Annotated in this window: 18 protein-coding genes; 14 read left to right on the forward strand and 4 right to left on the reverse strand. The window is 67.1% G+C overall.

All coding sequences use genetic code 11. The features are described 5' to 3' along the window. Positions 1-83: 83 nt before the first annotated feature. The 9 genes from YH64_RS17845 to YH64_RS17885 all read left to right on the forward strand — a co-directional run bounded on the left by YH64_RS17845 (position 84) and on the right by YH64_RS17885 (position 11,928). Positions 84-926 carry a DUF3348 domain-containing protein gene (locus tag YH64_RS17845; RefSeq protein ID WP_046805915.1) on the forward strand — a complete coding sequence of 281 codons (843 nt, stop codon included), beginning with the start codon at positions 84-86 and terminating at the stop codon, positions 924-926. 10 nt (positions 927-936) lie between these two features. Next, a complete protein-coding gene (locus YH64_RS17850) occupies positions 937-4,560 on the forward strand; it encodes a DUF802 domain-containing protein (RefSeq protein ID WP_143215433.1) in 3,624 nt (1,207 codons plus the stop codon). Further along, the gene (locus tag YH64_RS17855; protein WP_046805914.1) at positions 4,557-5,207 is read left to right on the forward strand and encodes an OmpA family protein; all 651 of its coding nucleotides are present in this window, start codon (positions 4,557-4,559) and stop codon (positions 5,205-5,207) included. The genes YH64_RS17850 and YH64_RS17855 overlap by 4 nt, the downstream gene beginning before the upstream one ends. Beyond that, entirely contained in the window at positions 5,197-6,117 is a 921-nt protein-coding gene (locus YH64_RS17860; RefSeq protein ID WP_255444553.1) for a DUF2894 domain-containing protein, read from the forward strand. The genes YH64_RS17855 and YH64_RS17860 overlap by 11 nt, the downstream gene beginning before the upstream one ends. Before the next feature lie 111 nt (positions 6,118-6,228). After that, positions 6,229-8,142: a radical SAM protein gene (locus YH64_RS17865; RefSeq protein WP_046805913.1), complete on the forward strand. Its 1,914-nt coding sequence runs from the start codon at positions 6,229-6,231 to the stop codon at positions 8,140-8,142. Between the two features lie 202 nt (positions 8,143-8,344). After that, complete coding sequence (locus YH64_RS17870) at positions 8,345-8,587, forward strand: ParD-like family protein (protein WP_046805912.1); 243 nt, start codon at positions 8,345-8,347, stop codon at positions 8,585-8,587. After that, positions 8,588-9,379: a type I methionyl aminopeptidase gene (map, locus tag YH64_RS17875; RefSeq protein WP_046805911.1), complete on the forward strand. Its 792-nt coding sequence runs from the start codon at positions 8,588-8,590 to the stop codon at positions 9,377-9,379. A gap of 171 nt (positions 9,380-9,550) precedes the next feature. Further along, a complete protein-coding gene (locus tag YH64_RS17880) occupies positions 9,551-10,864 on the forward strand; it encodes an MFS transporter (protein WP_082134550.1) in 1,314 nt (437 codons plus the stop codon). Positions 10,865-11,172: 308 nt separating this feature from the next. Next, entirely contained in the window at positions 11,173-11,928 is a 756-nt protein-coding gene (locus YH64_RS17885) for a glutathione S-transferase (protein ID WP_046805932.1), read from the forward strand. 108 nt (positions 11,929-12,036) lie between these two features. Here the strand turns inward: YH64_RS17885 and sodC are convergent, their stop codons facing one another. The 4 genes from sodC to YH64_RS17910 form a co-directional block, all read right to left on the reverse strand. Beyond that, positions 12,037-12,561 carry a superoxide dismutase family protein gene (gene sodC / locus YH64_RS17895; protein ID WP_046805909.1) on the reverse strand — a complete coding sequence of 175 codons (525 nt, stop codon included), beginning with the start codon at positions 12,559-12,561 and terminating at the stop codon, positions 12,037-12,039. Between the two features lie 145 nt (positions 12,562-12,706). Continuing rightward, the gene (locus YH64_RS17900; RefSeq protein ID WP_143215434.1) at positions 12,707-13,951 is read right to left on the reverse strand and encodes a DUF445 domain-containing protein; all 1,245 of its coding nucleotides are present in this window, start codon (positions 13,949-13,951) and stop codon (positions 12,707-12,709) included. A 124-nt stretch (positions 13,952-14,075) separates the two neighbouring features. After that, positions 14,076-15,428, reverse strand: a complete 1,353-nt coding sequence (locus tag YH64_RS17905) for an AI-2E family transporter (protein WP_082134549.1) — start codon at positions 15,426-15,428, stop codon at positions 14,076-14,078. 87 nt (positions 15,429-15,515) lie between these two features. After that, positions 15,516-16,445, reverse strand: a complete 930-nt coding sequence (locus YH64_RS17910) for a LysR family transcriptional regulator (protein ID WP_046805907.1) — start codon at positions 16,443-16,445, stop codon at positions 15,516-15,518. 194 nt (positions 16,446-16,639) lie between these two features. Here YH64_RS17910 and YH64_RS17915 point away from each other — a divergent pair, with 194 nt between their 5' ends. The 5 genes from YH64_RS17915 (at position 16,640) to YH64_RS17935 (ending at position 24,379) form a co-directional block, all read left to right on the forward strand. Next, positions 16,640-18,763 carry a 3-hydroxyacyl-CoA dehydrogenase NAD-binding domain-containing protein gene (locus YH64_RS17915; RefSeq protein WP_046805906.1) on the forward strand — a complete coding sequence of 708 codons (2,124 nt, stop codon included), beginning with the start codon at positions 16,640-16,642 and terminating at the stop codon, positions 18,761-18,763. A gap of 124 nt (positions 18,764-18,887) precedes the next feature. Further along, positions 18,888-20,072, forward strand: a complete 1,185-nt coding sequence (locus YH64_RS17920) for an acetyl-CoA C-acyltransferase (RefSeq protein ID WP_046805905.1) — start codon at positions 18,888-18,890, stop codon at positions 20,070-20,072. A gap of 18 nt (positions 20,073-20,090) precedes the next feature. Further along, positions 20,091-21,287 carry an acyl-CoA dehydrogenase family protein gene (locus YH64_RS17925; RefSeq protein WP_046805904.1) on the forward strand — a complete coding sequence of 399 codons (1,197 nt, stop codon included), beginning with the start codon at positions 20,091-20,093 and terminating at the stop codon, positions 21,285-21,287. 9 nt (positions 21,288-21,296) lie between these two features. Continuing rightward, a complete protein-coding gene (locus YH64_RS17930) occupies positions 21,297-22,430 on the forward strand; it encodes an acyl-CoA dehydrogenase family protein (protein WP_046805903.1) in 1,134 nt (377 codons plus the stop codon). Positions 22,431-22,447: 17 nt separating this feature from the next. Further along, entirely contained in the window at positions 22,448-24,379 is a 1,932-nt protein-coding gene (locus YH64_RS17935; RefSeq protein ID WP_046805902.1) for an acyl-CoA synthetase, read from the forward strand. Positions 24,380-24,391 lie beyond the last annotated feature (12 nt).

Raw genomic sequence — 24,391 nt, forward strand, 5'->3', positions numbered from 1 at the left:
ACCCCATTTACATGGTCGCCATGGTTCCCCACCCTTGGGCGGCCCGCCAGCGTGTAAACTCCCCCCTTTTTGACTCTGGTGGTATGTTGCAAGCCCCACAGCGCACAGGTTTAAGCGGCCCGACGCTCATTCGCTTGCTGACTCGCCTGACGGATGTCGACGTTCCGGAATCCAGGCAATCGTTGTCCGACCATTTGAGCCAGTGGCTTGGTTGGACGGACGCGATCGCATTGTCCGCGGCCCTGAACACGAGCCCGCCGGTGATCGCCCCCGGCGCGCGCATGTTCAGCAGCGCCGAAGAGCGGGAATGCGCGCGCGTTCGCACGACGCTGGCAGACGCCATCGCCAGCGACACGGCAGCCACAAGCGCCAAGCGGATCGTGCCGGGACAGGCGCCGGCCAAGAAGTCGGCGGCCGTCGAGCAGGCCGAGGCCGATTACTCGAATTTTCGCCAGCGCTACCTGTCGTTGCAGCACACGATGGAAACCAGCGTGGGCAACTTGCGCAGCCGTCTGCGCGGAATGGTCGCGGCCAAAAATGGCGAGATGACCCGTCTGGCCGTGGTGGACGCCATCATGGACCGGGCGCTGCTGCCCAAGGAACGCGCGCTGTTCGGCGCGATCCCCAAGCTTTTGCAGGGGCATTTCGAGCGCTTGCGGATGGCCGAGGCGGCGGCGTTGGCGCCCGTGGATGCGTCTGTGGACGCACCCGCTGCCGAAGCCGACGCTACACCGCCCACCGATGGCGCCGCCAAGCTGGATAACGGCAACGGCAAGGCGCCCGCGCCGGCAACCGCAACACCGCCTGTCACCCCCGGCGCCTGGCTGGACGTTTTCCGCAAGGATATGCGCAGCGTCCTGCTTGCCGAATTGGATGTTCGACTACAACCGGTCGAAGGGCTGCTTGCCGCCCTTCGCGCCAGCTAACCAGGACACCATGTCCAAGACTCTGATCAATTTCGTTGTATTTGTGGCCGGCTTGGCCGTTGTGGGCTGGATTGGCGCGGGCTATGCGGGGACGAACCCGTTGGCGCTGGCCGTGACGCTGCTGATCGGCATCTGCTATCTGGCGGGCGCTTGGGAACTGCTGCGGTATCAGCAGGCCACCAGCGGACTGGCGCGCGCCAGCACGTCACTGAACGAACCGCCGGCCAGCCTGGCCTCGTGGCTGGACCAATTACCGGCCAGCCTGCGCAACGCCGTCCGGCTGCGCGTGGAAGGCGAACGGGTGGGTTTGCCCGGCCCGGCGCTGGCCCCTTATCTGGTCGGCCTGCTGGTTTTGCTGGGCATGCTGGGCACCTTTTTAGGCATGGTCGTGACGCTGCGCGGCACCGGCATGGCCTTGGAAAGCGCCACTGACCTGGGCGCCATCCGCGCCTCGCTCGCCGCGCCGGTCAAGGGCCTGGGCTTTGCGTTCGGCACCTCGATTGCCGGCGTAGCCACATCCGCCATGCTGGGCCTGCTGGCCGCGCTGTGCCGCCGCGAACGCGTGCAGGCCGCGCAGCTGCTTGACGCCAAGATCGCCACCACGCTGCGCGTGTACTCGCAAAGCTATCAGCGCGAAGAATCGTTCAAGCTGCTGCAACGCCAGGCCGAAGTCATGCAGCGCCAGGCCGAAGCCATGCCCACGCTGGTTGACCGCCTGCAAGCCATGATGCAGGGCATGGAACAGCAGACGCGTTCCCTGAACGAACGCCAGTTGGCCAGCCAGGACGCGTTCCAGGGCAAAGCCGAGGCGGCGTACGCCCGCCTGGCTGCCGTCATGGAGCAGTCCATGAAAGAAGGCGTGGCCGAAAGCGCGCGCTCTGCCGGCGTTGCCTTGCAGCCGGTGGTGCAAGCCACGATGGAAAGCCTGTCGCGCGAAACCGCCAGCCTGCAAGACACCGTGGCCCAGGCCGTGCAGCAGCAACTAAGCAGCCTGACCTCGGGCTTCCAGGCGTCCACCAGCAATGTGGCCGACATCTGGAACCAGGCGCTGGCCGGCCAGCAACGCGCCAGCGAGACGCTGGCGCAAGATCTGCGCGCCTCGCTGGACCGCTTTGCCGAAACCTTTGAACAGCGCTCGGCTGCCTTGCTGGACGGTGTGTCGGCGCGGCTGGAAGCGTCGTCGGGCAACCTGTCCGAGGCCTGGACGGCGGCGTTGTCGCGCCAGGAACACGTCAGCGAAAAGCTGGCAGGCGACAATCTGCAAGCGCTGACGGCTGCCGCCGCCAGCTTCGAAAAACACTCGGCATCGCTGTTGCGCACGCTGAACGATTCGCACACCTTGCTGCAATCGGAACTGGCCTCGCGCGATCAGCAACGCCTGGCCGCCTGGACCGAAACGCTGGGCGCCATGGGCGCCACGCTGCGCCAGGAATGGGAACAGGCCGGCACGCAAGCCGCCACCCGGCAACAGGCCATCAGCGACACGCTGGCGCAGACCGTGCGCGACATCAACGCCCAGGCCGCCGCGCAAGCCAGCGTGCTGGAGGCGGTGTCGGCCCGCATGGAAGCCGCTGCCAATAACGTGTCTGACCGCTGGAACACTGCCCTGGATCGCCAGAGCGAAGTGGCCGAAAAGCTGGCTGCCGACAACCAACAAGCCCTGACCACCGCCGCCGCCGCCTTCGAGCAGCATTCTGCGTCGCTGCTGCGCACGCTGGACCAGTCGCATGCGGAACTGCAAGCGGCGTTGGCGTCCAAGGACGAAGCGCGTCTGGCCGCCTGGACCGAATCGCTTGCCGCTACGGCTGCCACCCTGCGCGCTGAATGGGAACAGGCCGGTGCGCAGGCCGCGACTCGGCAGGAAGCCATCAGCGCCGCGCTGGCCGGCACCGCGCGCGACATCGGCGCGCAAGCCCAAGCGCAGGCGCAGCTGCTGCAAAACGTATCGACCCGCCTGGAATCCGCCGCCAACAGCGTGTCGGACCGCTGGAACACCGCGCTGGATCGCCAGAGCGAAGTGGCCGAAAAGCTGGCCGCCGACAACCAACAAGCCTTGACGACCGCCGCCGCTGCGTTCGAGCAGCATTCGGCATCGCTGCTGCAAAAGCTGGACCAGTCGCACGCCGATCTGCAAACGGCGCTGGCCGCCAAGGACCACGAACGCCTGGCCGCCTGGACCGGCACGCTGACCGCCATGGCGGCCACGCTGGGCCAGGAGTGGAAGGCCGCGGGCGACCACACGGTGGCGCGCCAGCAGGAAATCAGCGACGCACTGGCGCTGACCGCGCTGGACGTCACCGGCCAGACCGAAGCGCAGGCGCGCCTGCTGGAGAGCGTATCGGCCCGCCTGGAAACCGCCGCCAGCAGCGTGACGCAGGCGTGGACCGAGGCGCAGGCGCGCCAGGAACAGGTCAGCGCGAAGCTGGCCGCCGACAACCAGCAAGCCCTGACGACCGCCGCCGCCACGTTCGAGCAGCACGGCGCATCGCTGCTGCAAAAGCTGGATCAATCGCACGCCGATCTGCAAGCCGCGCTGGCGTCCAAGGACGAAGCGCGCCTGGCTGCCTGGACCGGCAAGCTGGCCGCGCTGGCCGATGCGCTGGGCCAGGAATGGGAATTGGCGGGCGCGCAGGCCGCCACCCGCCAGCAGGAATTGACGCAGGCGCTGGCGCACACCACGCAAACAATCACGGCGCAGGCCGAGGCGCAGGCAAGCGTGCTGGAAACCGCGTCCACCCGCCTGGAGACGGCGGCAAGCCAGGTCACCCAGGCCTGGACGGACGCCCAAACGCGCCAGGAGCAGGTCAACCAGCAACTGGCCGACGGCAACCAGCAGGCGCTGGAGGCCGCCGCCGCCACGTTCGAACAGCATTCGGCATCGTTGCTGCAAACGCTGGACCAATCCCACGCCGATCTGCAAGCAGCACTGGCCGCCAAGGACGAAGAACGCTTGGCCGCGTGGACCGGCAAGCTGGCCGCCGTTGCCGACACGCTGGCGCAAACCGCCAACGACATCACCGCGCAAACGCAGGCGCATGCCAGCGAAACCATCACCGAAATCGGCCGATTGGTGCAAGCCGCATCGGAAGCGCCCAAGGCCGCCGCCGACGTCATCGGCGAACTGCGCCAGAAGCTGTCCGACAGCATGGTGCGCGACAACGACATGCTGCAAGAGCGCAACCGCCTCTTGGAAACGCTGGACACGCTGCTTAACGCCGTCAACCACACCGCCGCCGAACAGCGCACGGCCGTGGATGCGCTGGTGGCCTCGTCGGCCGAGCTGCTGGAACGCGTGGGCACGCAGTTCACCGACCGCGTCCAAGCCGAGACCGGCAAGCTGACCGATGTGGCTGCGGCAGTGACCAGCAGCGCCGTGGAAGTGGCCAGCCTGGGCGAATCGTTCGGCGCGGCGGTGCAGCTGTTCGGCGAGTCCAACGACAAGCTGGTGGCGCACCTGCAACGCATCGAAGCGGCGCTGGACAAGTCCATCGCGCGCGGCGACGAGCAACTGTCCTACTACGTGGCGCAGGCGCGCGAAGTGGTGGACCTGAGCCTGATGTCGCAAAAGCAGATCATTGAAAACCTGCAACAGCTGGCCACCCAGCGCGCCACCGCCGGAGAGCAGATCGCATGAGCGAGGACATCGACGGCGGCGTCGAAGCCTCCGCACCGGCCTGGGCCGTCTTCGGCGACTTGATGTCGGTGCTGCTGGGCGCGTTCGTGCTGATTCTGGTCAGCGTGATCGGCGTGCAGCTGCAACTGTCGACGCAACTGGAAGAAGAGGTCAAGCAACGCCAGGAAGAAACGCAGCGGCGCGAAACGCTGGAGCAGGCGCTGGCGGGGCCGCTGGCCGCCGGCCGCGTGACCTTGATCAACGGCCGCATCGGCATCAGCGGCAGCGTGCTGTTTGCCTTGAACTCGGACCAGTTGCAGCCCGAAGGCCGCGAGGTCTTGAAGACGCTGATCGAACCGCTGGCCGCGTACCTGAAGACGCACGACGAAATCCTGATGGTCAGCGGCTACACCGACGACCAGCAAGTGCGCGAAGGCAACCGCCGTTTTGCGGACAACTGGGACTTGTCGGCGCAGCGCGCGCTGACGGTCACGCGCGCGTTGATCGACGAAGGCGTGCCGTCCGCCACCGTGTTCGCCGCCGCCTTTGGGTCCGAGCAGCCGGTGGCATCGAACGCCGACGAAGCCGGCCGCGCCAAGAACCGCCGCGTGGAAATCACGCCTATCCCGAAGCCGTCCAATGAGCCGGGAAAGCCGCGTGAACAGTAACGACGATATCGGCGGCGCGGTGGATGCCGTGAATGGCGTGGACGGCGTGGACGCGGCGGATGCCGTGGACCCAATCAATGCCGTCCAGGCCGCCCACGCCGTGGATACCGCGGGCGCCGCCGACGCGGCGGACGCAGCGGGCGTTGACGTGCCCACGCTGGCGGCACAAGCCACCCTGGACGCCTGGGGCGACAGCGGTGCCGACCGCCTCGACCCGGTGCGCTTTCGCTTTCTTCAAGCCATGGCGCGGCGCACCGCCGCCCTGCAAGGCCTTGCCCGCCAACAGCTGGAGGACAAGATGGACACGCATCTGCGCGCTTATGCGCAGCTGCTAGAGGCAGTGGAGCCGGACGCTTCGACGATGGATTCGGCCGAGGCATCAGAGCCCGCTTCGCCCCCCTCTTCGCATCGCCCTTCGCACCCCTCTTCGCCCCACTCATCGCATCCCGCGTCGACATCGGCCGAGGCATCGCCTGCCGCCTCTGCCACCCCCCAATCCGCCCCCGCCGCGCTGACCGAACTGCTGGCCTACCTGACGTACCCTGACGCCCCGGACAACGACCCGACCTGGGACCGCGATGCGCTTGGCCTGCGCGAGGCATATCCCGACGTGCAGATGCTGGAGTATTTTCGCGGCGTCTGGTCGCGCGTCAGCGCCGACCGGCAGGTGCGCCAGTCGCAAGAGCAGGTGCACAAGAACGCCGGCCCGCTCAACTCCAACCAACTGGTGCACCGCGCGCTGTCGCTCATGCGCGAGTTGTCGCCCGGTTACCTGCAACAGTTTCTGTCGTACACGGACGCGTTGATGTGGATGGAGCAGATCCACGCGGCCACGGCTCCCGCGCCCAAGGAAAGCACGCGCTCGGGCGCCGCGAAAAAGACCTCGCGGGCGAAGGCGCGGCAAGGCTAGCCGCTGCGGCCGGGTTGCCGGCCCTGCCTATAATTAAGCCCATCCGTATCCGGCCACCCCGTCGGCCACCCATCGCCCCCACCCGCTTTGACGGCCCCGTCGCCGTGCCTCATGTCCACCTTGCCTATCCGTGTGCTGTCGATCATCCCCCCGATGACCCAGCTCAATACGCCCTACCCCTCCACCGCCTATCTGACCGGCTTTTTGCGGTCGCGGGGGGTCACTGCCTATCAGGAAGACCTGGCGCTTGCGCTGGTGTTGCGCCTGTTGTCGGGCGACGGCCTGCGCGCCGTGGCGGACCGGATCGCCACGTTGCCGCTTGAAAAGCACACGCCGGCCATCCAGGCGTTCGTGGCGATGCAGCCGCGGTACCTGGCCACCATCGGCCCGACCATCGCGTTTTTGCAAGGCCGCGATTCCACGCTGGCGCATCGCATCGTGGGCCGTCACTTTCTGCCGGAAGGCCCGCGTTTCAGCACCTTGGACGTCTATATGGACGAAGACGGTGGCGACCCGCTGGGCTGGGCGTTCGGCGCCTTGGGGCTGCAAGATCGGGCCAAGCACCTGGCCACGCTGTACCTGAATGACCTGGCGGATGTGCTGCGCGACGCGGTGGACTCGCGCTTTGAGTTCGTGCGCTACGCCGAATCGCTGGCCGGCAGCCAACCCACGTTCGACCCTTTGGCCAACGCCCTGGCCGGCGCGCCCACGCTGGTGGACGACACGCTGCACGGCCTGACGATCGACGCCCTGGCCCGCCATCAGCCAACGATGGTGCTGCTGTCGGTGCCGTTTCCGGGCGCGGTATACGCGGCGTTCCGCATTGCGCAAACCATCAAGGCGCAGGACCCGGCCATCATCACCGTGCTGGGCGGCGGCTTCGTCAACACCGAACTGCGCGAACTGAAAGACCCGCGCGTGTTCGACTACTTTGACTTCGTCAGCCTGGACGCCGGCGAACGCCCGCTGCTGGCGCTGCTGGAACACGTGCAAGGCAAGCGGTCGCGCCAGCGTCTGGTGCGCACGTTCCTGCGCGACAAGGACAGCGGCGCCGTCCAATACGTGAACCTGGTCGAACCGGACGTGGCCTTTGCCGAAGTCGGCACGCCCACGTGGGACGGCCTGCCGCTGGACCGCTACCTGTCGCTGCTGGACATGCTGAACCCCATGCACCGCCTCTGGAGCGACGGGCGCTGGAACAAGCTGACCGTGGCGCATGGCTGCTACTGGAAAAAGTGCAGCTTCTGCGACGTCAGCCTGGACTACATCGGCCGTTACGAGGGCGCATCCGCCTCGGTGCTGGCCGACCGCATCGAAGCCATCGTGCAAGAAACCGGGCAAACCGGTTTCCATTTCGTGGACGAAGCCGCGCCGCCCAAATCGCTGAAGGCGCTGGCCACCGAACTCATCGACCGCAACGCGGGCATTTCGTGGTGGGGCAATATCCGCTTTGAAAAAACGTTCAGCCCGGAATTGTGCGAACTGCTGGCCGACAGCGGTTGCATTGCAGTGTCGGGCGGGCTGGAAGTGGCGTCCGACCGCTTGTTGAACCTGATGAAGAAAGGCGTGTCGGTGGATCAGGTGGCGCGCGTCACGCGGGCGTTTTCCGACGCCGGCATCCTGGTGCACGCCTACCTGATGTACGGCTTTCCCACGCAAACGGTGCAAGACACCGTGGACGCGCTGGAATACGTGCGCCAGCTGTTCGCCAACGACTGCATCCAAAGCGGCTTCTTCCACCGCTTTGCCTGTACGGTGCATTCGCCGGTGGGCAAGAACCCCGAGGAATACGGCGTCACGCTGCAACCCCTGCCGCCCGTCACGTTCGCCAAGAACGACATCGGCTTTCATGACCCCACGGGCGTGGACCACGACGCGCTGGGCCGCGCGCTGAAAAAAGCCATCTACAACTTCATGCATGGCATCGGCCTGGACGAAGACGTGCGTACGTGGTTCCCATTCAAGGTGCCCAAGACCACCGTGTCGAAAAACCGCATCGCCCGCGCGCTCAGCCAGCAAGGCTGAAGCCGGGGCGCACGCCGGCCAGGGCTGGCTCCGGGTGGCTTCGGTTTGCTCCGCTTTGCCCGGGTTGCCCCGTTTGCCCCGTTTGCCCCGTTTGCCCCGTTTGCCCCGTTTGCCCCGTTTGCCCCGTTTGCCCCGTTTGCACGTGATCGTCGCGCGCAGTACTATACGATCCATATACAAACCATATACGGATCGTTCCTTCATGGGCCTCGTCAAAATTTCCGAGCAGATGCATGAGAATCTGCGTGTCGCCAGCAGCGCGCTCAGCCGCTCGATCAATTCCCAAGCTGAACACTGGATGCGCATCGGCATGCTGTCCGAGCTTTACCCCGAGATGTGCCACGCGGACATCTGCCAGTTGCTGATCCGCATCGAACAAAGCGAAGGCTTCACGATTGCATCGCTGTCCCGGCGCACGCCGGACGCCGCCCAGGAGGTTGCGTAAATGGCGCGCAAGGTTTCCATCAAATCCGCCGCTGATATCGCCATGGCCCGCAAGGCAGGCGCCATGGCGGCCGAAGTGCTGCACATGATCGGCGAACACGTGCGCCCCGGCGTCACCACCGACGAGCTCGACCGCATCTGCAACGAATACATCGTCAACGTGTTGAAGGCCATTCCGGCCAACGTCGGTTACCACGGCTTTCCGAAGACGATCTGCGCGTCCGTCAACCACGTCATCTGCCACGGCATCCCGTCGGCCAAGGTGCTGAAAAACGGCGACATCCTGAACATCGACGTGGCCGTCATCAAGGATGGCTGGTTTGGCGACACCAGCCGCATGTACTACGTGGGCCAGCCCAGCCCCTTGGCGCGGCGCCTGGTCAACACCACGTACGAAGCCACGCGCGCCGGCATCATGGCCGTCAAGCCCGGCGCCACGCTGGGCGACATCGGCCACGCCATCCAGACGGTGGCGCATCGCGAACACTTCAGCATCGTGCGTGAATATTGCGGTCACGGCATCGGCCAGATCTATCACGACGAGCCGCAAGTGCTGCACTACGGCCGCCCCGGCGAAGGGCTGGTATTGCAACCCGGCATGATGTTCACGATCGAACCGATGATCAACGCCGGCAAGCCGGCCACCAAGCAATTGCCGGACGGCTGGACGGTGGTCACCAAAGACCGCTCGCTGTCGGCGCAATGGGAACACATGGTGGTTGTGACCGACACCGGCTACGAGGTGCTGACGCCCTGGCCCGACGGCTACGGCGACTATCCGCCGATACCCTGACGGGAAGTGTGACCGTTGCGGCGGGCCGCGCGGCCTGTCGCCCCAACGTCGCGGGGTCCATGGCAAGGACCGGAGTGCAGGCCATCAAGGGCACGATCATGATCGTGCCCTTGCCGTTTCCGGCGCGATTGCAGCCCCCTGCCCCATTCCTTCATGCCCGTCCCGCCCGTCCTGTCTTCCCTGCCCGCCGCCTTTCGCCGCTTGGCCGCGTCCAACCTGGCCGCCCAGTTTTCCGAACAGATGGCATTGGCCGCCGCCCCGTTGGTGGCGGTGTTGACGCTGGGCGCCACGGCCGCGCAGACCGGCGCGCTGCAATCGGCGCAGACCTTGCCGTTTCTGCTGCTGTCCCTGCCGGCGGGCGTCCTGGCCGACCGAATGTCGCGCAAGGCGCTGATGACGGGGGCCGAATGCGTGCGCGCGGCCAGCCTGTTGGTTTTGCTGGCTCTGCTTTGGATGGGCGCGCTGAACCTGACGTGGCTGGCGGCGCTGGGCTTCCTCGGTGCAGTGGGCACCGTGGCGTACAACGTATCGGCCCCGGCGCTGGTGCCGCGCCTGGTGCGGGCCGGCGACCTGGCCAACGCCAACCGCTGGCTGGAGTTGGCGCGCAGCTGCGCGTTCTCGGCCGGGCCGGCTGCGGGCGGCGCGCTGGTGGGCTGGATGGGCGCGCCCATCGCCTATGTGCTTGCCACCACCTTGTCGCTGCTGGCGGCAGTGTGCCTGGCGGGCTTACCGCAAGATGCCGCGCCGGATGCGGGGTCTGATGCGGGGTCTGATGCGGTGTCTGATGGGGGGGCTGATGCAGGGGCGCCTGCGCGGCATGCGCTGCCCGTTGCCGCCCCCTTGCGCCCCGGCATCCTGGCGCAATTGCGCGAAGGCGCTGCGTTTGTCGCGGCGCATGCATTGCTGCGTCCCGTGCTGATCACCGCCGTGTTCTTCAACACCGCCTGGTTCATCCTGCAAGCGGTGTACGTGGCGTACGCCATCGACCGGCTGGGCCTGAGCGCCACGGGCGTGGGCATCACGCTGGGCGTGTATGGCGCCGGCATGCTGGCCGGTGCGTTGGCGGCGCCGTGGCTGGCGCGCCGGCTTAGCTTCGGCGCGATGATCGCGGCCGGGCCGTTGACGGCGTTGGTGGCAAGCGGCATCTTGCTGTCCACCCTGGCCTACCCGTCCGGCGTGTGGGCGGCCCTGGGGTTCTTTCTGTTCGGCGCGGGCCCGATTCTGTGGACGATCACCACCACCACGCTGCGCCAGGCCGTCACGCCCAATGCGCTGTTGGGCCGCGTGTCGGCGGTGATCCTGACCGCCACGTTCGGCGCCCGCCCGGTCGGCGCGCTGATCGGTGCGGGCCTGGCGGCGCGCGTGGGGGTCGAAGCGTGCCTGTGGGCGTCCACGGCGGGGTTCGTGATTCAGTTCCTGGTGCTGTTCGCGTCGCCGGTGTTGCGGCTGCGCAGTCAGCCGGAAAGCGTCGGCGCGGGCGCCTAGCGCGGCGTTGCCATCAGGCGGGCTGGCGGGCTGGCGGGCTGGCCGGACGTTACGACGAATGCCACGCGGGCTGGGTGGCTAGCTAGCTGGCCGGCCGGACGTTACGACGAATGCCACGCGGGCTGTTGCGGTCGTCGGTGGGCGTTTCTGTATCTGGCGGGGCACGACACGGCCCGTTAGACTCGCCCCTGTCCGCGCGCCGGTAAGCCGATGGCATCCCCCCTTAGTTGCCCCTCTCTTCATTTGCCCTCACTTCATTTGCGGTCACTTCATTTGCGCTCACTCCACCAATACGCCGCCCCCGCATGATGCTGAAAATTCTAGGTAAAGCTTCGTCCATCAACGTGCGCAAGGTGCTTTGGACCTGTGCTGAATTGAACCTGCCTTTCATCCGCGAAGACTGGGGCGCGGGCTTTCGGCCCACCAGCGACCCGGAATTTCTGGCGCTGAACCCGAACGCCATGGTGCCCGTCATTGAAGACGGCGACTTCGTGCTGTGGGAGTCCAACAGCATCATCCGCTACCTGGCGGCGCAATATGGCGGCGATGCGCTCTACCCCGCCAATCGCAAGACACGCGCCCGCGTGGACCAATGGATGGACTGGCAGGCCACTGACCTGAACCGGTCATGGAGCTACGCTTTCATGGCGCTGGCGCGGCATTCCCTGGCACACCAGGACGCGGCAAGCATCGACGCCTCGCGCCGGGCATGGGCGTTCTATATGGGGATACTGGACGCGCGACTGGCGGCGACCAAGGCCTACGTGGCGGGCGACGCATTCACACTCGCGGACATCGCCATCGGCTTGTCCGTCAACCGCTGGTTCGCCACGCCCTTCGCTTTGCCGTCCCTGGCGCCGAACGCCGCAGCGCCCGCTGCTACGAACGCTGCACCGTCCGCCGCCCCGACCGCCACACCGGCCACGACGCCGCCGGCCTCGCTATCCGCCGCGGCGTCATTGCCTGCCTTCGACAAGCCCGCGCTGCCCGCGGTGCAGGCCTACTACGATCGCCTGACCGAGCGCGACGGCTATCGGCTGTACGGCCGCAACGGCCTGGCCTGACCCTGGCAGGCGGGCGACGCCGCGCCCGCATGCCCTGTCCGCACGCCCTGTCCGCACAGCCTGCCCGCACGCCCTGTCCGGACGCCCCGCCCTGACGCCCTGTCCGCGCTACTTCACCACGCCGCAAACCAGTCGGCCGCCTCCGCCGCCCAAGGGCGCCGGGGTGTCGCTGTAGTTGTCGCCGCCCACGTGCACCATCACCGCATGCTTTTTCACGTCGGCCAGCTTCAGATGCGGCGCCACCACGGCTTTTTTGGCGGTGCCATCGGCGGCCACCACGATGAAAGGCAGATCGCCTTGATGGCCGTCGGTGGCCATGGGGCCCTTGTGCGCCTTGGTGCCCTTGGGGTCCAGGTGCCCGCCCGCCGCGCCGCCGGGCGCCATCTTGTCGTTCACCATGCCTGGCATGCACGAGCCTTTTTCATGCACATGAAACCCATGCTCGCCGGGCGGCAGGCCTTTCAGATGGGGCGTGATCTGCAAGCCGCCCTTGGTGTCCTTCAGGGAAATCGTGCCGGCGCTTTTGCCCAGGCCCTCGGCAGTCAGAAACGACATCGTGACGTCTTCGGCCAAGGCCGCGCTGGATGCGCCCGCCAACGTCAGGCCCGCGACCAGCATCGAGATTTTCTTCATGAAGTGCCTCCTGGAATCATGCACGCAAGGTGCGGATGCCCGGCCACGGCGACCGTGCCGCCTGGCCGATGGCGCAGAAAACAATAGCACCGGCGCGCCAACGCGCGCCAGCACTCTTCCTTCCTGATACAAGCCATCAGGCTTGTTAACGATTCAGCAGCAGCACCAATGCGTGCAACGCCACGCCGATCAAGCCGCCCACCAGCGTGCCGTTGAAACGGATGTATTGCAGATCGCGGCCCACGCTCAGTTCCAGTTCATCGACCAGATGGCGTTCGTCCCAGTTCTTGACCGTGCGCGAGATGTGCTCCGTCACGCCGATGCGCAGCCGCCCGGTCAGCCGCCGCGCGCTGCCCAGCACGTGGCTGTTGATGGCTTCGCGCAGGCCGGGGTCTTCGCCCAGCTTGCGGCCCAGGGCCAGCAACGCGCTTTCAAGGTGAGCCGCCAGCGCCGAGCCTTCGTCGGACAGATCGCGCCGCAGCGCCGCGTGGATGTCGTCCCACAGCCCTTGCACGTATTCCTGCACCTTGGGGTGGTCAATGGCGCGCTGCTTCAGTTCTTCAACCTGGGCGGACAAGGCCGGGTCGGCCTTCAGGCGTTCGATGTAGTTCAACACCCACGCCTCGTAGTCGCGGCGCACGGGATGGTCGGGTTCGGACAGCACGTCGCGCAGCTCGTCCATCAACGCCATCGCCAGCCGGTCCGCCAGGTTGTCGGCGATGCCGTCCACTGACTTCACCGCGTTCACGGCCGCGATGATGCGCGGCCATTCCTTGCGCGCGAATTTCACCAACAGCGTCGACGCGCGATCCTTGACCTCGTCCTGGCCCAGGTAGCCGCCCAGCCGTTCCATGGCGGCATCCAGCAATTCCTGATGGCGGCCGTCGCGGGTCAGCAATCCCAGCACTTCGCCCACCGTGCCCGCCGCGTCCCAACGGCGCAGGTTCTTCACGACGAATTCCTGGATCACGCCACGCACGGCGTGGTCGTCCAGCATGTCCAGCGTTTGCAGGGCCACGCGGCGCGCGCCGTCGCTCAAGGCCTGCGCCTGCCTGGGCCGCACCAGCCAGCGTGACAGCCGCGCGGCGGGATCAAAGACGCGCAGCTTTTCCATCAAGGTGTCCGGGTCCAGGAAGTGGTCTCGCACGAACACCGCCAGGTTGTCGCCGATGCGGTCTTTGTTGCTGGGGATGATGGCGGTGTGCGGGATGGGCAGGCCCAGGGGGCGGCGAAACAGCGCCACCACCGCGAACCAGTCGGCCAGCGCGCCCACGGTGGCGGCTTCACAGAACGCCCGCACCCAGGCCCACGCGCCCTGCCCGCCCATGACGTGGCTGGTGATGAAGCCGCACACCATGGCCACCAGCAACGCCAGCGCGGCGATTTTCATGCGCCGCAATTGTGTGCGGCGCACATCGGAAGCCAGGGACGAATGCGTGGCGAACGCGGCGGCGGGCGAGGAAGTTTCGGGCATGGCGGTTCCGGCGTGGCGAGGCGTCAGCATACCAACAGCGCTATTCGCCCAGGAACTCCGACACGGCCTCCAGCCCTTCGATATGGTCGGCCACCACCTTCGCGATAAAGGCGATGGGCACGGACAGCAGCGTGCCCCAGATGCCCCACAACCAGGTGAACAGCAGCAGCATCATGAACACCGCCACCGAGTTCATCCGGGCAATGCGGCCCGACATCCACGTGGTGACCAGCACGCCGATCAGCAAGGCGATCACAACCGAACTGCCCGCCACCTGAAGCGCCGGCCCGATCTCGCCGAACTGAATCAAGGCGGCCACCCCCGTGCCCACCGCCGTCAGCAGCGGGCCAAAGTACGGAACGATGTGCAGCGCGCCCGCCACCACGGCCCAGGTGGCGGCGTTTTCCAGGCCCAGCAGCCGAAACGCCCCCCACGACAGCACGCCCAGCGCCACATTGGTCACCAGCATCATCGCCATGTACATGTGGATCGAGCTGTTGATCTGGTCCAGCATGTGCACGCTGATCTTTTTCTGCGACAAGGTCTTGCCCGCCACCTTGACGAACTTGCGCTTGAACGCGTTGCCCGACAGCAGCAGGAAGAACACCAGGAATACGCTCATCGTCGCCTGGCCCAGGAAGGTGGCCAGGCCCTTGGAGCCCCACAGCAGGAATTCGCTGAATCCCGCGTCCGACTTCGTCACCACAACCTGGCGGCCGGGCGGGATGCCGCCGGTTTCCTGCAGCACGCTGGCCGCGCCCTTGATGCGTTCGATGATGGAGCCGTCGCCGCTGGCAAAGCCGCCCAGCGTGCGCGAGATCTTGCCCGAGATCTCGGGCAAGGCGTCCACGATGGAAGTGACCTGGCTTTGCGTGGCATACACCAGCCCGGCCAGGCCGAAGGCGATCACGGCCATCAGGATGACGATGCCGATGGGACGCGGCACGCGGACGCGCTCCATCAGCGCGACGGCCGGGTCCAGCGCATACGAGACCACGATGGCCATGACCACCGGCACGATGAATTCCTGCGCCATCTTCAGTGAGAACAGCACGGCCAGCACGGTCAGCGTGGTCAGACAGGCGCCGCGGGCCCAGACGTGCGTGACGTCAGGCGCGGGCTCGGGGACGATGCCGGCGTCCTGGACCGTGGCTTTTTCGTCCGAGGCACGATCATCCGGCCCCGACTTTTCCGCCGCGCGTTCTTCGGGTGATTTTGGCTCGGCCGCGCCGGCCGCAACCGCCACGGCCTTCGCCTGGGCGGCGCCCGCTGCGGGGCCTGCCGTGTCAGGCACTGTGGTGTCGCGCGTGCGGTCCCGCGCGCTGTCCTGCGTGCCGTCCCGCGTGCCATCCCGCGTGTCATCCCGCGTGTTGTCACGCGTGTTGTCCGGCATCTTGTTCGCCGGTGTCGCGCTATCCATCCCGCCCCCACTTTCCGTTTTTTGGTTGAGGTGGTCAGCAAGTATCGTGCCCGGCGCTTGTCAGCCCTTCACCGCCAGCAGGCCGGCCTGCCCTTCGTGACTGCGCTGCGCGCGTTCCAGGATGAATTCGATCAGCATCGAAATCGCGCGCGGATGGTGTCGGTTGGGCATGTACAGCATATACATGCCGCGTCCAAAAATGCTTAAACGCCATGGTGTCAGCACCGGCAGCAATTCGCACCGCGCAATGTCGTCGTGCACCACGTAATCGGGCACCACGCCCACGCCCAGCCCGGCCCGGATGGCATCGCGCAGAAATGCGTAGTTGCGGGAAATCACCGTCGGTTCCAGCACCACGTGCTGGCGCGGCTGGCCGTCGTAATACGCCGATAGCCGCAGCGGCCTGCCGATCACGGCGGCGCTGATGACCGGCAGTTGCGCCAGGTCTTCCGGGCGTTCGGGCAAGCCTCGGGCGTCGGCATAGGTCTGGGACGCGCATGCCACGTAGCGCACCAGGCCCAATTCGCGCGCCACCAGGTTTTGCGGAGGCTCGGACATGATCCGCACCGCGATGTCGACCTCGTCGCGCAGCAGATCGTCCACGCTGTTCTCGAACAGCACGTCCAGCACGATGTCGGGATAGGCCGCCTTGAATTCCAGCAGCCAGGGCGTCATCACGAATTGCCCGTAGCCACTGGGCACGCTCAGCCGCACCTTGCCCTGCGGCGTCTTGCCCAGCGTATCGACGGCTTCGCGCGCCGCCACCAGCTCGTCCTGAATGCTGCGGCCATGTTGATACAGCTTCAGGCCGATCTCGGTGGCCTCAACGTGCCGGGTCGTGCGCCGCACCAGCTGCATGCCCACCGACCGTTCCAGCTGGTTCAGGTGATAGCTGACGTTGGCGCGCGTCATCTTGAGCCTGCGCGCCGCTTCGCTCAGGTTGCCGGCGTCCAGGATGTCGACCAGCAAGGTCAGGGATTTGGTGTCCATGGTGTCTCCTTGCGCGGCATTGTCAAATTTTATTATCCGTAGTGTCAATTCCAGATGTCATTGTCAAGACATCTTTACTGCGAAAGAATAAAGAAATAAGAGATCAGCGATACGCGACAAGCGATCAGCGATAAGCCGTTACCGGCTTGCCCAGGCGCCGCCCCGGCGGACGCCTTACCGGAGACAAGGACCCCATGACGGACAGCAGCCCTGCCGGCGCCGCCCACGCGCGCCGCGACGAAGACATCCTGGTCATCACCCTGGACCATCCTCCCGTGAACGCCCTGAGCGCCGATGTGCGCCGCGACCTGGCCGACGCCATCCAGGCAGGCCAGGCCGATACATCCGTGCGCGCCATTCTGTTGGTGGGCGCGGGCAAGAACTTCATCGCGGGCGCCGATATCCGCGAATTCGGCAAACCGCCCAAGCCGCCCGCGCTGCCCGACGTGTGCAACTACATCGAGGCCAGCACCAAGCCCGTCGTCGCCGTGCTGCATGGCGCGGCGTTGGGCGGCGGCCTGGAAGTCGCGTTGGCCGCGCACTACCGCGTGGCGCTGGCCAGCGCCAAGCTGGGCTTGCCCGAAGTGAACCTGGGCCTGTTGCCGGGCGCCGGCGGCACGCAGCGCACGCCCCGCCTGATCGGCGCGGCGGCGGCGCTGGACCTGATGCTGTCCGGCAAGCACCTGTCGGCCGACGCCGCTTTGCGTGCGGGCTTGGTGGATACGCTGGCCGACGGCGACGACGCCTTGGCGGCCGGGCTGGCCTACACCCGCCAGCTGTTGGCACAGGGCGCCGGCCCGCGCCGCAGCCGCGACGCCACCGCCGCGCTGGCCGACAAGGCCGCCGCGCTGGCCGAAGCCGCCGCCGCCGGCGAACGCGTCGCCCAGACCCTGCGCGGTTTGTATTCCCCCGCGAAGATCGTCGAAGCCGTGCGCGCCGCCATCGAACAACCGTTTGACGAGGGCCTGCGTACCGAACGCGCCTTGTTTCTGCAATGCCTGGACAGCCCGCAACGCGCCGGCCTGGTGCACGCCTTTTTTGCCGAACGCGAAACCACGAAAATCCCCGAACTGAAGGAAGCCAAGCCGCGCCGCCTGGACAAGATCGGCGTGGTGGGCGGCGGCACGATGGGCGCCGGCATTGCCGTGTCAGTGCTGGACGCGGGCTTGCCGGTGGTCATGGTGGAACAGGACGACGCCGCGCTGGAACGGGGGCGCGCCCGCGTGGCGCAGGTCTACGACCGACTGGTGAAAAACGGCCGCATCAGCGCGCAGGAACGCGATGCTCGGCTGGCGCGGCTGACCGGCGCCACCACCTACGATGCGCTGGACGATGCAGACCTGATCATCGAGGCGGTGTTCGAGGACATGGACGTCAAGCTGGCCGTCTTCGCGCAGCTGGACCGCGTGGCCAAGCCCGGCGCGGTGCTGGCCACGAACACGTCTTACCTGGATATCAACCGCATCGCCTCGGCCACGCGCGGCCCGGCCGACGTGCTGGGCCTGCACTTCTTTTCACCGGCCAACATCATGAAGCTGCTGGAAATCGTGGTGGGCGAACATACCGCCCCCGACACGGTGGCCACCGGCTTCGAATTGGCGCGCCGCCTGCGCAAGACGCCGGTGCGCGCCGGCGTGTGCGACGGCTTCATTGGCAACCGCATCCTGGCCGTGTACCGCCAGGCCGCCGACATGATGATGGAAGACGGCGCGTCGCCCTATGACATCGACGCCGCCGCGCGCGAATTCGGCTACCCGATGGGCCCGTATCAAATGGCGGACCTGGCGGGCGGCGACATCGGCTGGGCCACGCGCAAGCGCCGCGCCGCCACCCGCGACCCGGCGCTGCGCTATGTGCAGATCCCGGACCGCCTGTGCGAACGCGGCTGGTTCGGCCAGAAAACGGGCCGGGGCTTCTACCAATATCCCGACGGCGCGCGCGTGGGCACGCCGGACCCCGAGGTGCTGGCCATCATCGACGAAGAACGCCGCCGCGCCGGCGTTACGCCACGCGCCTTTACCCACGAGGACATCCTGCGCCGGTATCTGGCCGCCATGGTCAACGAGGCCGCCAACGTGCTGCACGAAGGCATCGCGCTGCGGCCGTCGGACGTGGACGTGGTGTTTCTGTCCGGCTACGGCTTTCCGCGCCATCGCGGCGGCCCGATGCACTACGCCGACAGCGTGGGCGCGGCGCAGGTGCTGGCCGACATCCGCGCCTTTGCCAAGGAAGACCCGGCGTTCTGGAAGCCGTCGCCCTTGCTGGTTCGCCTGGCCGAATCCGGCGGCACCTTCGCCAGCCTCAATCAAGGCGCTTGAACGCGGGGCAATCCATGCAAGCCCCGATCGCCACCCAGGATCGCCGCGCCAGGTCGCTGCACCGGATCGCAGCCACTTAGCACGGCTGCCTGATCCCTGCCCCTTACTTTTTACTGGAACTCTTATGCGCGAAGCCGTCATCGTCTCTACCGCCCGCACCCCCATCACCAAGGCGGGGCGCGGCGAATTCAACCAGATTGCCGGGCCCACGCTGGCCGCGCACGCGGTGCGCGCCGCCGTTGATCGCGCCGGCATCGACCCCGCGATGATCGAAGACGCCTTCATCGGCTGCGGCTACCCGGAAGGCGCCACCGGCCGCAACATCGGCCGCCAAGCCGTCATCCGCGCGGGCCTGCCCGTCAGCGTGGGCGGCGCCACCATCAACCGTTATTGCGCGTCGGGCCTGCAAGCCATTGCGTCGGCCGCCGGCCGCATCGTGATGGACGGCGCGCCGGCCGTGATCGCGGGCGGCGTGGAATTGGTGTCACAGATTCGCACTCGCGATGACGGCGTCAGCGGCATGGACCCGTGGATCCTGGCCAACAAGCCCGAGCTTTACCTGCCCATGATCGAAACGGCCGACATCGTGGCCGCGCGCTACGGCATCAGCCGCGAAGCGCAAGACCGCTTTGCCGCGCAAAGCCAGGCACGCACCGAAGCCGCGCAGGCCGCCGGCCGCTATCGCGAAGAAATCATTCCGGTCACCACCACCATGTCCGTCACCGACCGCGCCACCGGCGCGGTCAGCGAACGCGAAGTCACCGTGGACCAGGACACCTGCAACCGCCCCGGCACCACCTACGAAGCCCTGGCGAGCCTAGCGCCCGTGCGCGGCGAAGGCCAGTTCGTCACGGCCGGCAACGCGTCGCAGCTGTCCGACGGCGCCGCCGCTTGCGTGCTGATGGAAGCGGCCGAGGCGCAGCGCGCCGGCATCCGCCCGCTGGGCGCGTTCCGGGGCCTGGCCATTGCCGGCTGCGAGCCCGACGAAATGGGCATCGGCCCCGTCTACGCCGTGCCCAAGCTGCTGGCGCGCCACGGCTTGAAGGTCGAGGACATCGACCTGTGGGAACTGAACGAGGCGTTTGCGTCGCAAGCGCTGTATTGCCAGGAAAAACTCGGCATCCCCATGGACCGCCTGAACGTGGACGGCGGCTCCATCGCGCTGGGCCACCCGTTTGGCGTCACCGGCGCGCGCCTGGCCGGCCATGTACTGATCGAAGGCCGCCGCCGTGGCGCCCGCTACGCCGTGGTCACCATGTGCATCGGCGGCGGCATGGGCGCGGCCGGCCTGTTTGAAATCTATGCTTGATATCGCCTGAGGATCGTCATGGACCTGGAATTCACCCCCGAAGAAAATGCCTTTCGCGATGAAGTACGCGCGTTCCTGGCGGCCAAGCTGCCGCGCCGCCTGTCCGACAAGGTCAACCTGGGCAAGCTGCTGACCAAGGACGACATGGTCCAGTGGCACGCCATCCTCAATGAACAAGGCTGGCTGGCCACGCACTGGCCCGTGCAATACGGCGGCACCGGCTGGAGCGCCACGCAGAAGTACATCTTTGACAACGAATGCGCGCTGGCCGCCGCGCCGCGCATCGTGCCCTTCGGCCTGAGCATGCTGGGGCCGGTGCTGATCAAGTACGGCAACGACGCGCAGCGCCAGTACTGGCTGCCCCGCATCCTGGACGGCAGCGACTGGTGGTGCCAGGGCTATTCGGAACCGGGCGCGGGGTCCGACCTGGCCTCGGTCAAGACCACGGCGGTGCGCGATGGCGATCACTACATCGTCAATGGGCAGAAGACGTGGACCACGCTGGGCCAGTACGCCAACATGATCTTCTGCCTGGTACGCACGTCGCAGGAAGGCCGGCGCCAGGAAGGCATCAGCTTTTTGCTGATCGACATGAACAGCCCCGGCATTGAAGTGCGCCCCATCATCACGCTGGACGGCGAACACGAAGTCAACGAGGTGTTCTTCTCGGACGTGCGCGTGCCGGTGGCCAACCTGGTGGGCGAAGAAAACCGTGGCTGGACCTGCGCCAAGTACCTGCTGACCTACGAACGCACCAACATTGCTGGCGTGGGCCAGTCCACCGCCGCGCTGGAACGCTTGAAGGCCGTGGCCGCCAAGCAAAAAAAGAACGGCCGCCCCCTGGCCGAAGACCCGGACTTTGCCGCCCGACTGGCGCGCGTAGAAATTGAATTGGCCAACATGCGCACCACCAACCTGCGCGTAGTGGCGGCGGTGGCGGGCGGCGGTGCACCGGGCGCGGAAAGCTCCATGCTGAAGATACGCGGCACGCAGATCCGCCAGGAAATCACGGCGTTGAACCGCCGCGCAATGGGCCCGTACGCGCGCCCCTTCGTGCCCGAAGCGCTGCATGACGGCTATGAGGCCGCCTCCATCGGCCCGGAAGGCGCCGACAGCGCCGCCGCGCAGTACTTCAACAACCGCAAGCTGTCGATCTTCGGCGGCTCCAACGAAATTCAAAAGAACATCATTTCCAAGATGATCCTGGGACTGTAAGGGCCGGCCATGAACTTTGAACACACCGAAGACCGGCGCATGCTTTCCGACATGCTGCGCCGCTTTGTCACCGAGCAGTACGACTTTGCGACCCGCGAACGCAATGCCCAATCGCCCCAAGGCTATAGCGAGCAGTTCTGGCGCCGTTATGCCGAGCTGGGCGCGATCGGCGCCCTGTTTACCGAAGCCGACGGCGGCTTGGGCGGCGCGGGCTTCGATATCTCCGTCGTCTTCGAGGCCTTGGGGCGCGGCTTGGTTGTTGAACCCTTTTTGGACGCCTTGATGGTGGGCAGCGCGATTGCCGCCGCCGGCACGCCCGCCCAGCGCGAAGCGCTGGACGGCCTGATCGCGGGCAGCATCACGGCCGCGCTGGCGCAGGCCGAACCGGACTCGGGCTACGAACTGTCGCGCGTCAGCACGCGCGCCGAACGGTCAGGCGAGGGCTGGGTGCTGAACGGCGCCAAGGCCGTTGTCACGGCGGGTGAACATGCCGACCTGTTCCTGGTGTCGGCGCGCACTTCGGGCGCGCAAGACGACGAAGCGGGCATCAGCCTGTTCCTGGTCAGCGCGGGCACGGCCGGGCTGGGCGTGCGCGGCTATGGCTTGATCGACGGCGGGCGCGCGGCGGAAGTCACGCTGGACAACGTCAAGCTGGGCCACGAGGCGCTGCTGGGCGACGTGGATACGGGCTATGCGGTGCTGGAACGCGCCGTGGGGCGCGGCATCCTGGCGCTGTGCGCCGAAGCCGTGGGCGCCATGGACTGCGCCCGCGACGACACCTTGGAATACTTGCGCACGCGGCGCCAGTTCGGCACGCCTATTGGCAGCTTCCAGGCCTTGCAGCACCGCATGGCGGATGTCTTGCTGGAAATTGAACAGGCGCGCTCAGCCGTCATCAACGCCGCCGCCGCGCTGGACCACCCGGACCGCGCCACCCGAGAACGCGCGCTGTCCGCCGCCAAGTTCACCATCGGCCGCATCGGCACGCTGGTGGCCGAAGAAAGCATCCAGCTGCATGGCGGCATCGGCATGACCTGGGAATTGCCGCTGGCCCACTACGCCAAGCGCCTCGTCATGATCGACCACCAACTGGGCGACGAAGACCACCACCTGCGCCGCTACATCGCGCTGGCACAGGCGTGAACGGAGGCCGGCACACCATGACGCAGGCCCACGCCGCCCCGCCCCTGTCGCCCCCATTCTCGGCGCCGTTCCCCGTGCGCAGCGCCGCCGACGTACAGCGCCTGCAAGCGCGGCCGCTGGCGGAAACGCTGACGGTGCAAAGCACCTACGAGATCTTCCGCAACTCGGCCGCGGCCTTCGGCGACAAGACCGCGCTGACCTTCCTGCGATCCGCCGACCCGGACGACGAGGCCATCCGCTGGAGCTACCGCGACTTGCTGGCCGGCATCCACCAGACGGCCAACCTGCTGCACGACCTGGGCGTGCGCGCGGATGACGCCGTGGCGGTCATGCTGCCCGGCTGCCTGGAATACCACCTGGCGCTGTGGGGCGGCGAGGCGGCGGGCATCGTCCAGCCGCTGAACCCGATGCTGACCGAAGACAAGCTCGCGTCTCTGATGACGGCGGCGCGCGCCAAGGTGCTGATCGCCTACGGCGCCGAGGCCGAATGCGAGATGTGGACCAAGGCCCTGCGCCTGCGCGACCGCGTACCGACCTTGCAGACGATCCTGCGCGTGGCGCCCCACACCGAAGCGCTGTCCGACCGGCCCGCCCTGCCCGATTACGCGCTGGACTTCAACGCCAACCGGTCCGCGCAGCCCGCCGGCCGCCTGCTTAGCGAACGCGTTATTCGCGCCAGCGACGTGGCGGCGTATTTCCACACGGGCGGCACCACCGGCGCGCCCAAGCTGGCCATCCACACCCACGCCAACCAGGTCTTTACCGCCTGGGCCGCCGTGCAGTTGCAGAACGCCGGGCCGACGGACGTGGTCATCAACGGCTATCCGCTTTTTCACGTGGCGGGCGTATTGCCGGCGTCGCTGGCGGCCTTGTCGGCGGGCGTGGAAACCGTCATCCCCACGCCCATGTTGCTGCGCAACCGCGAGGTGCTGCGCAACTACTGGCGGCTGGTGGAAAAGCACCGCGCGACCTCGCTGCAAGGCGTGCCGACGATTTTGGCGGCCCTGGCAGACATACCGTTGGCCGGCGCCGATATCTCATCGCTACGCTATTGCCGCACGGGCGCCGCGCCCTTGCCCGCTGAACTGGCCGCGCGCTTCAAGCGGCTGTTCGGCTTGCAGGTTAACGAAAGCCTGGGCATGACGGAAATGGCGGGCATATCGTCCATCACCCCGCCCGGCTCGGTATTCCCGGTCAATTGCGTGGGTTACCCGCTGCCTTACGTGCAGGTACGCATCGTGGGGCTGGACGTGCCCTCGGGCCAGGCCGCGCGCGACTTGCCGCCCGGCACGCCGGGCATGGTGCTGTTCAAGGCACCGAATGTGATCCCCGGCTTTCTGGACCCGGAAGACACCGCCCGCGCCTTCACGGAAGACGGCTGGCTGATCAGCGGCGACGTCGGCTTCATGGACGACGAAGGCCGGCTGCACCTGCAAGGCCGCGCCAAGGACCTGATCATCCGGGGCGGCCACAACATCGATCCCAAGACCATCGAAGACGCCCTGGCCACGCACCCCGGCGTGCACCTGTGCGCGGCGGTCGGCGCGCCGGACGCCTACGCCGGCGAGCTGCCCGTGGCCTTCGTCACGCTGATGGAGGGCGCCGAGGTCACGGAGGCCGAACTGGTTGCCTACGCCGCCGCCCATGTGGACGAAGGCCCGGCGCGGCCCAAGCGCGTGATCGTGCTGGACGCCATGCCCATGACCAATGTGGGCAAGATCTACAAACCCGATTTGCGCCGCCTGGCCACTGCCGTCTCGGTAGAGGCCGTGGTGGCGCGCACCCTGCAAGCGGCCGGCCTGACGGAAGACAGCAAGATCTTCCGCGTGCTGGCCGATGCACAACCGGATGTCGCCGTCCAGGCGGACGCCGACGCGCCCGCGCCGCTGAAGGAGCAGCTGCGCGAGGCGTTGGCGCGATTGCCGGTCAAGGTGGCCTTGCGCGACTGAACCGACGCCGCC

The organism is Achromobacter sp. LC458 (assembly GCF_001005835.2).
In the GTDB taxonomy this organism is placed as follows: Bacteria; Pseudomonadota; Gammaproteobacteria; order Burkholderiales; family Burkholderiaceae_B; genus Achromobacter; species Achromobacter spanius_B.

Coding starts and splice junctions, on each gene's coding strand:
- YH64_RS17845 (WP_046805915.1), top strand. CDS start 84: ATGTTGCAAGCCCCACAGCGCACAGGTTTAAGCGGCCCGACGCTCATT.
- YH64_RS17850 (WP_143215433.1), top strand. CDS start 937: ATGTCCAAGACTCTGATCAATTTCGTTGTATTTGTGGCCGGCTTGGCC.
- YH64_RS17855 (WP_046805914.1), top strand. CDS start 4,557: ATGAGCGAGGACATCGACGGCGGCGTCGAAGCCTCCGCACCGGCCTGG.
- YH64_RS17865 (WP_046805913.1), top strand. CDS start 6,229: ATGTCCACCTTGCCTATCCGTGTGCTGTCGATCATCCCCCCGATGACC.
- YH64_RS17870 (WP_046805912.1), top strand. CDS start 8,345: ATGGGCCTCGTCAAAATTTCCGAGCAGATGCATGAGAATCTGCGTGTC.
- map (WP_046805911.1), top strand. CDS start 8,588: ATGGCGCGCAAGGTTTCCATCAAATCCGCCGCTGATATCGCCATGGCC.
- YH64_RS17885 (WP_046805932.1), top strand. CDS start 11,173: ATGCTGAAAATTCTAGGTAAAGCTTCGTCCATCAACGTGCGCAAGGTG.
- sodC (WP_046805909.1), bottom strand. CDS start 12,561: ATGAAGAAAATCTCGATGCTGGTCGCGGGCCTGACGTTGGCGGGCGCA.
- YH64_RS17900 (WP_143215434.1), bottom strand. CDS start 13,951: ATGAAAATCGCCGCGCTGGCGTTGCTGGTGGCCATGGTGTGCGGCTTC.
- YH64_RS17905 (WP_082134549.1), bottom strand. CDS start 15,428: ATGCCGGACAACACGCGTGACAACACGCGGGATGACACGCGGGATGGC.
- YH64_RS17910 (WP_046805907.1), bottom strand. CDS start 16,445: ATGGACACCAAATCCCTGACCTTGCTGGTCGACATCCTGGACGCCGGC.
- YH64_RS17915 (WP_046805906.1), top strand. CDS start 16,640: ATGACGGACAGCAGCCCTGCCGGCGCCGCCCACGCGCGCCGCGACGAA.
- YH64_RS17920 (WP_046805905.1), top strand. CDS start 18,888: ATGCGCGAAGCCGTCATCGTCTCTACCGCCCGCACCCCCATCACCAAG.
- YH64_RS17925 (WP_046805904.1), top strand. CDS start 20,091: ATGGACCTGGAATTCACCCCCGAAGAAAATGCCTTTCGCGATGAAGTA.
- YH64_RS17930 (WP_046805903.1), top strand. CDS start 21,297: ATGAACTTTGAACACACCGAAGACCGGCGCATGCTTTCCGACATGCTG.
- YH64_RS17935 (WP_046805902.1), top strand. CDS start 22,448: ATGACGCAGGCCCACGCCGCCCCGCCCCTGTCGCCCCCATTCTCGGCG.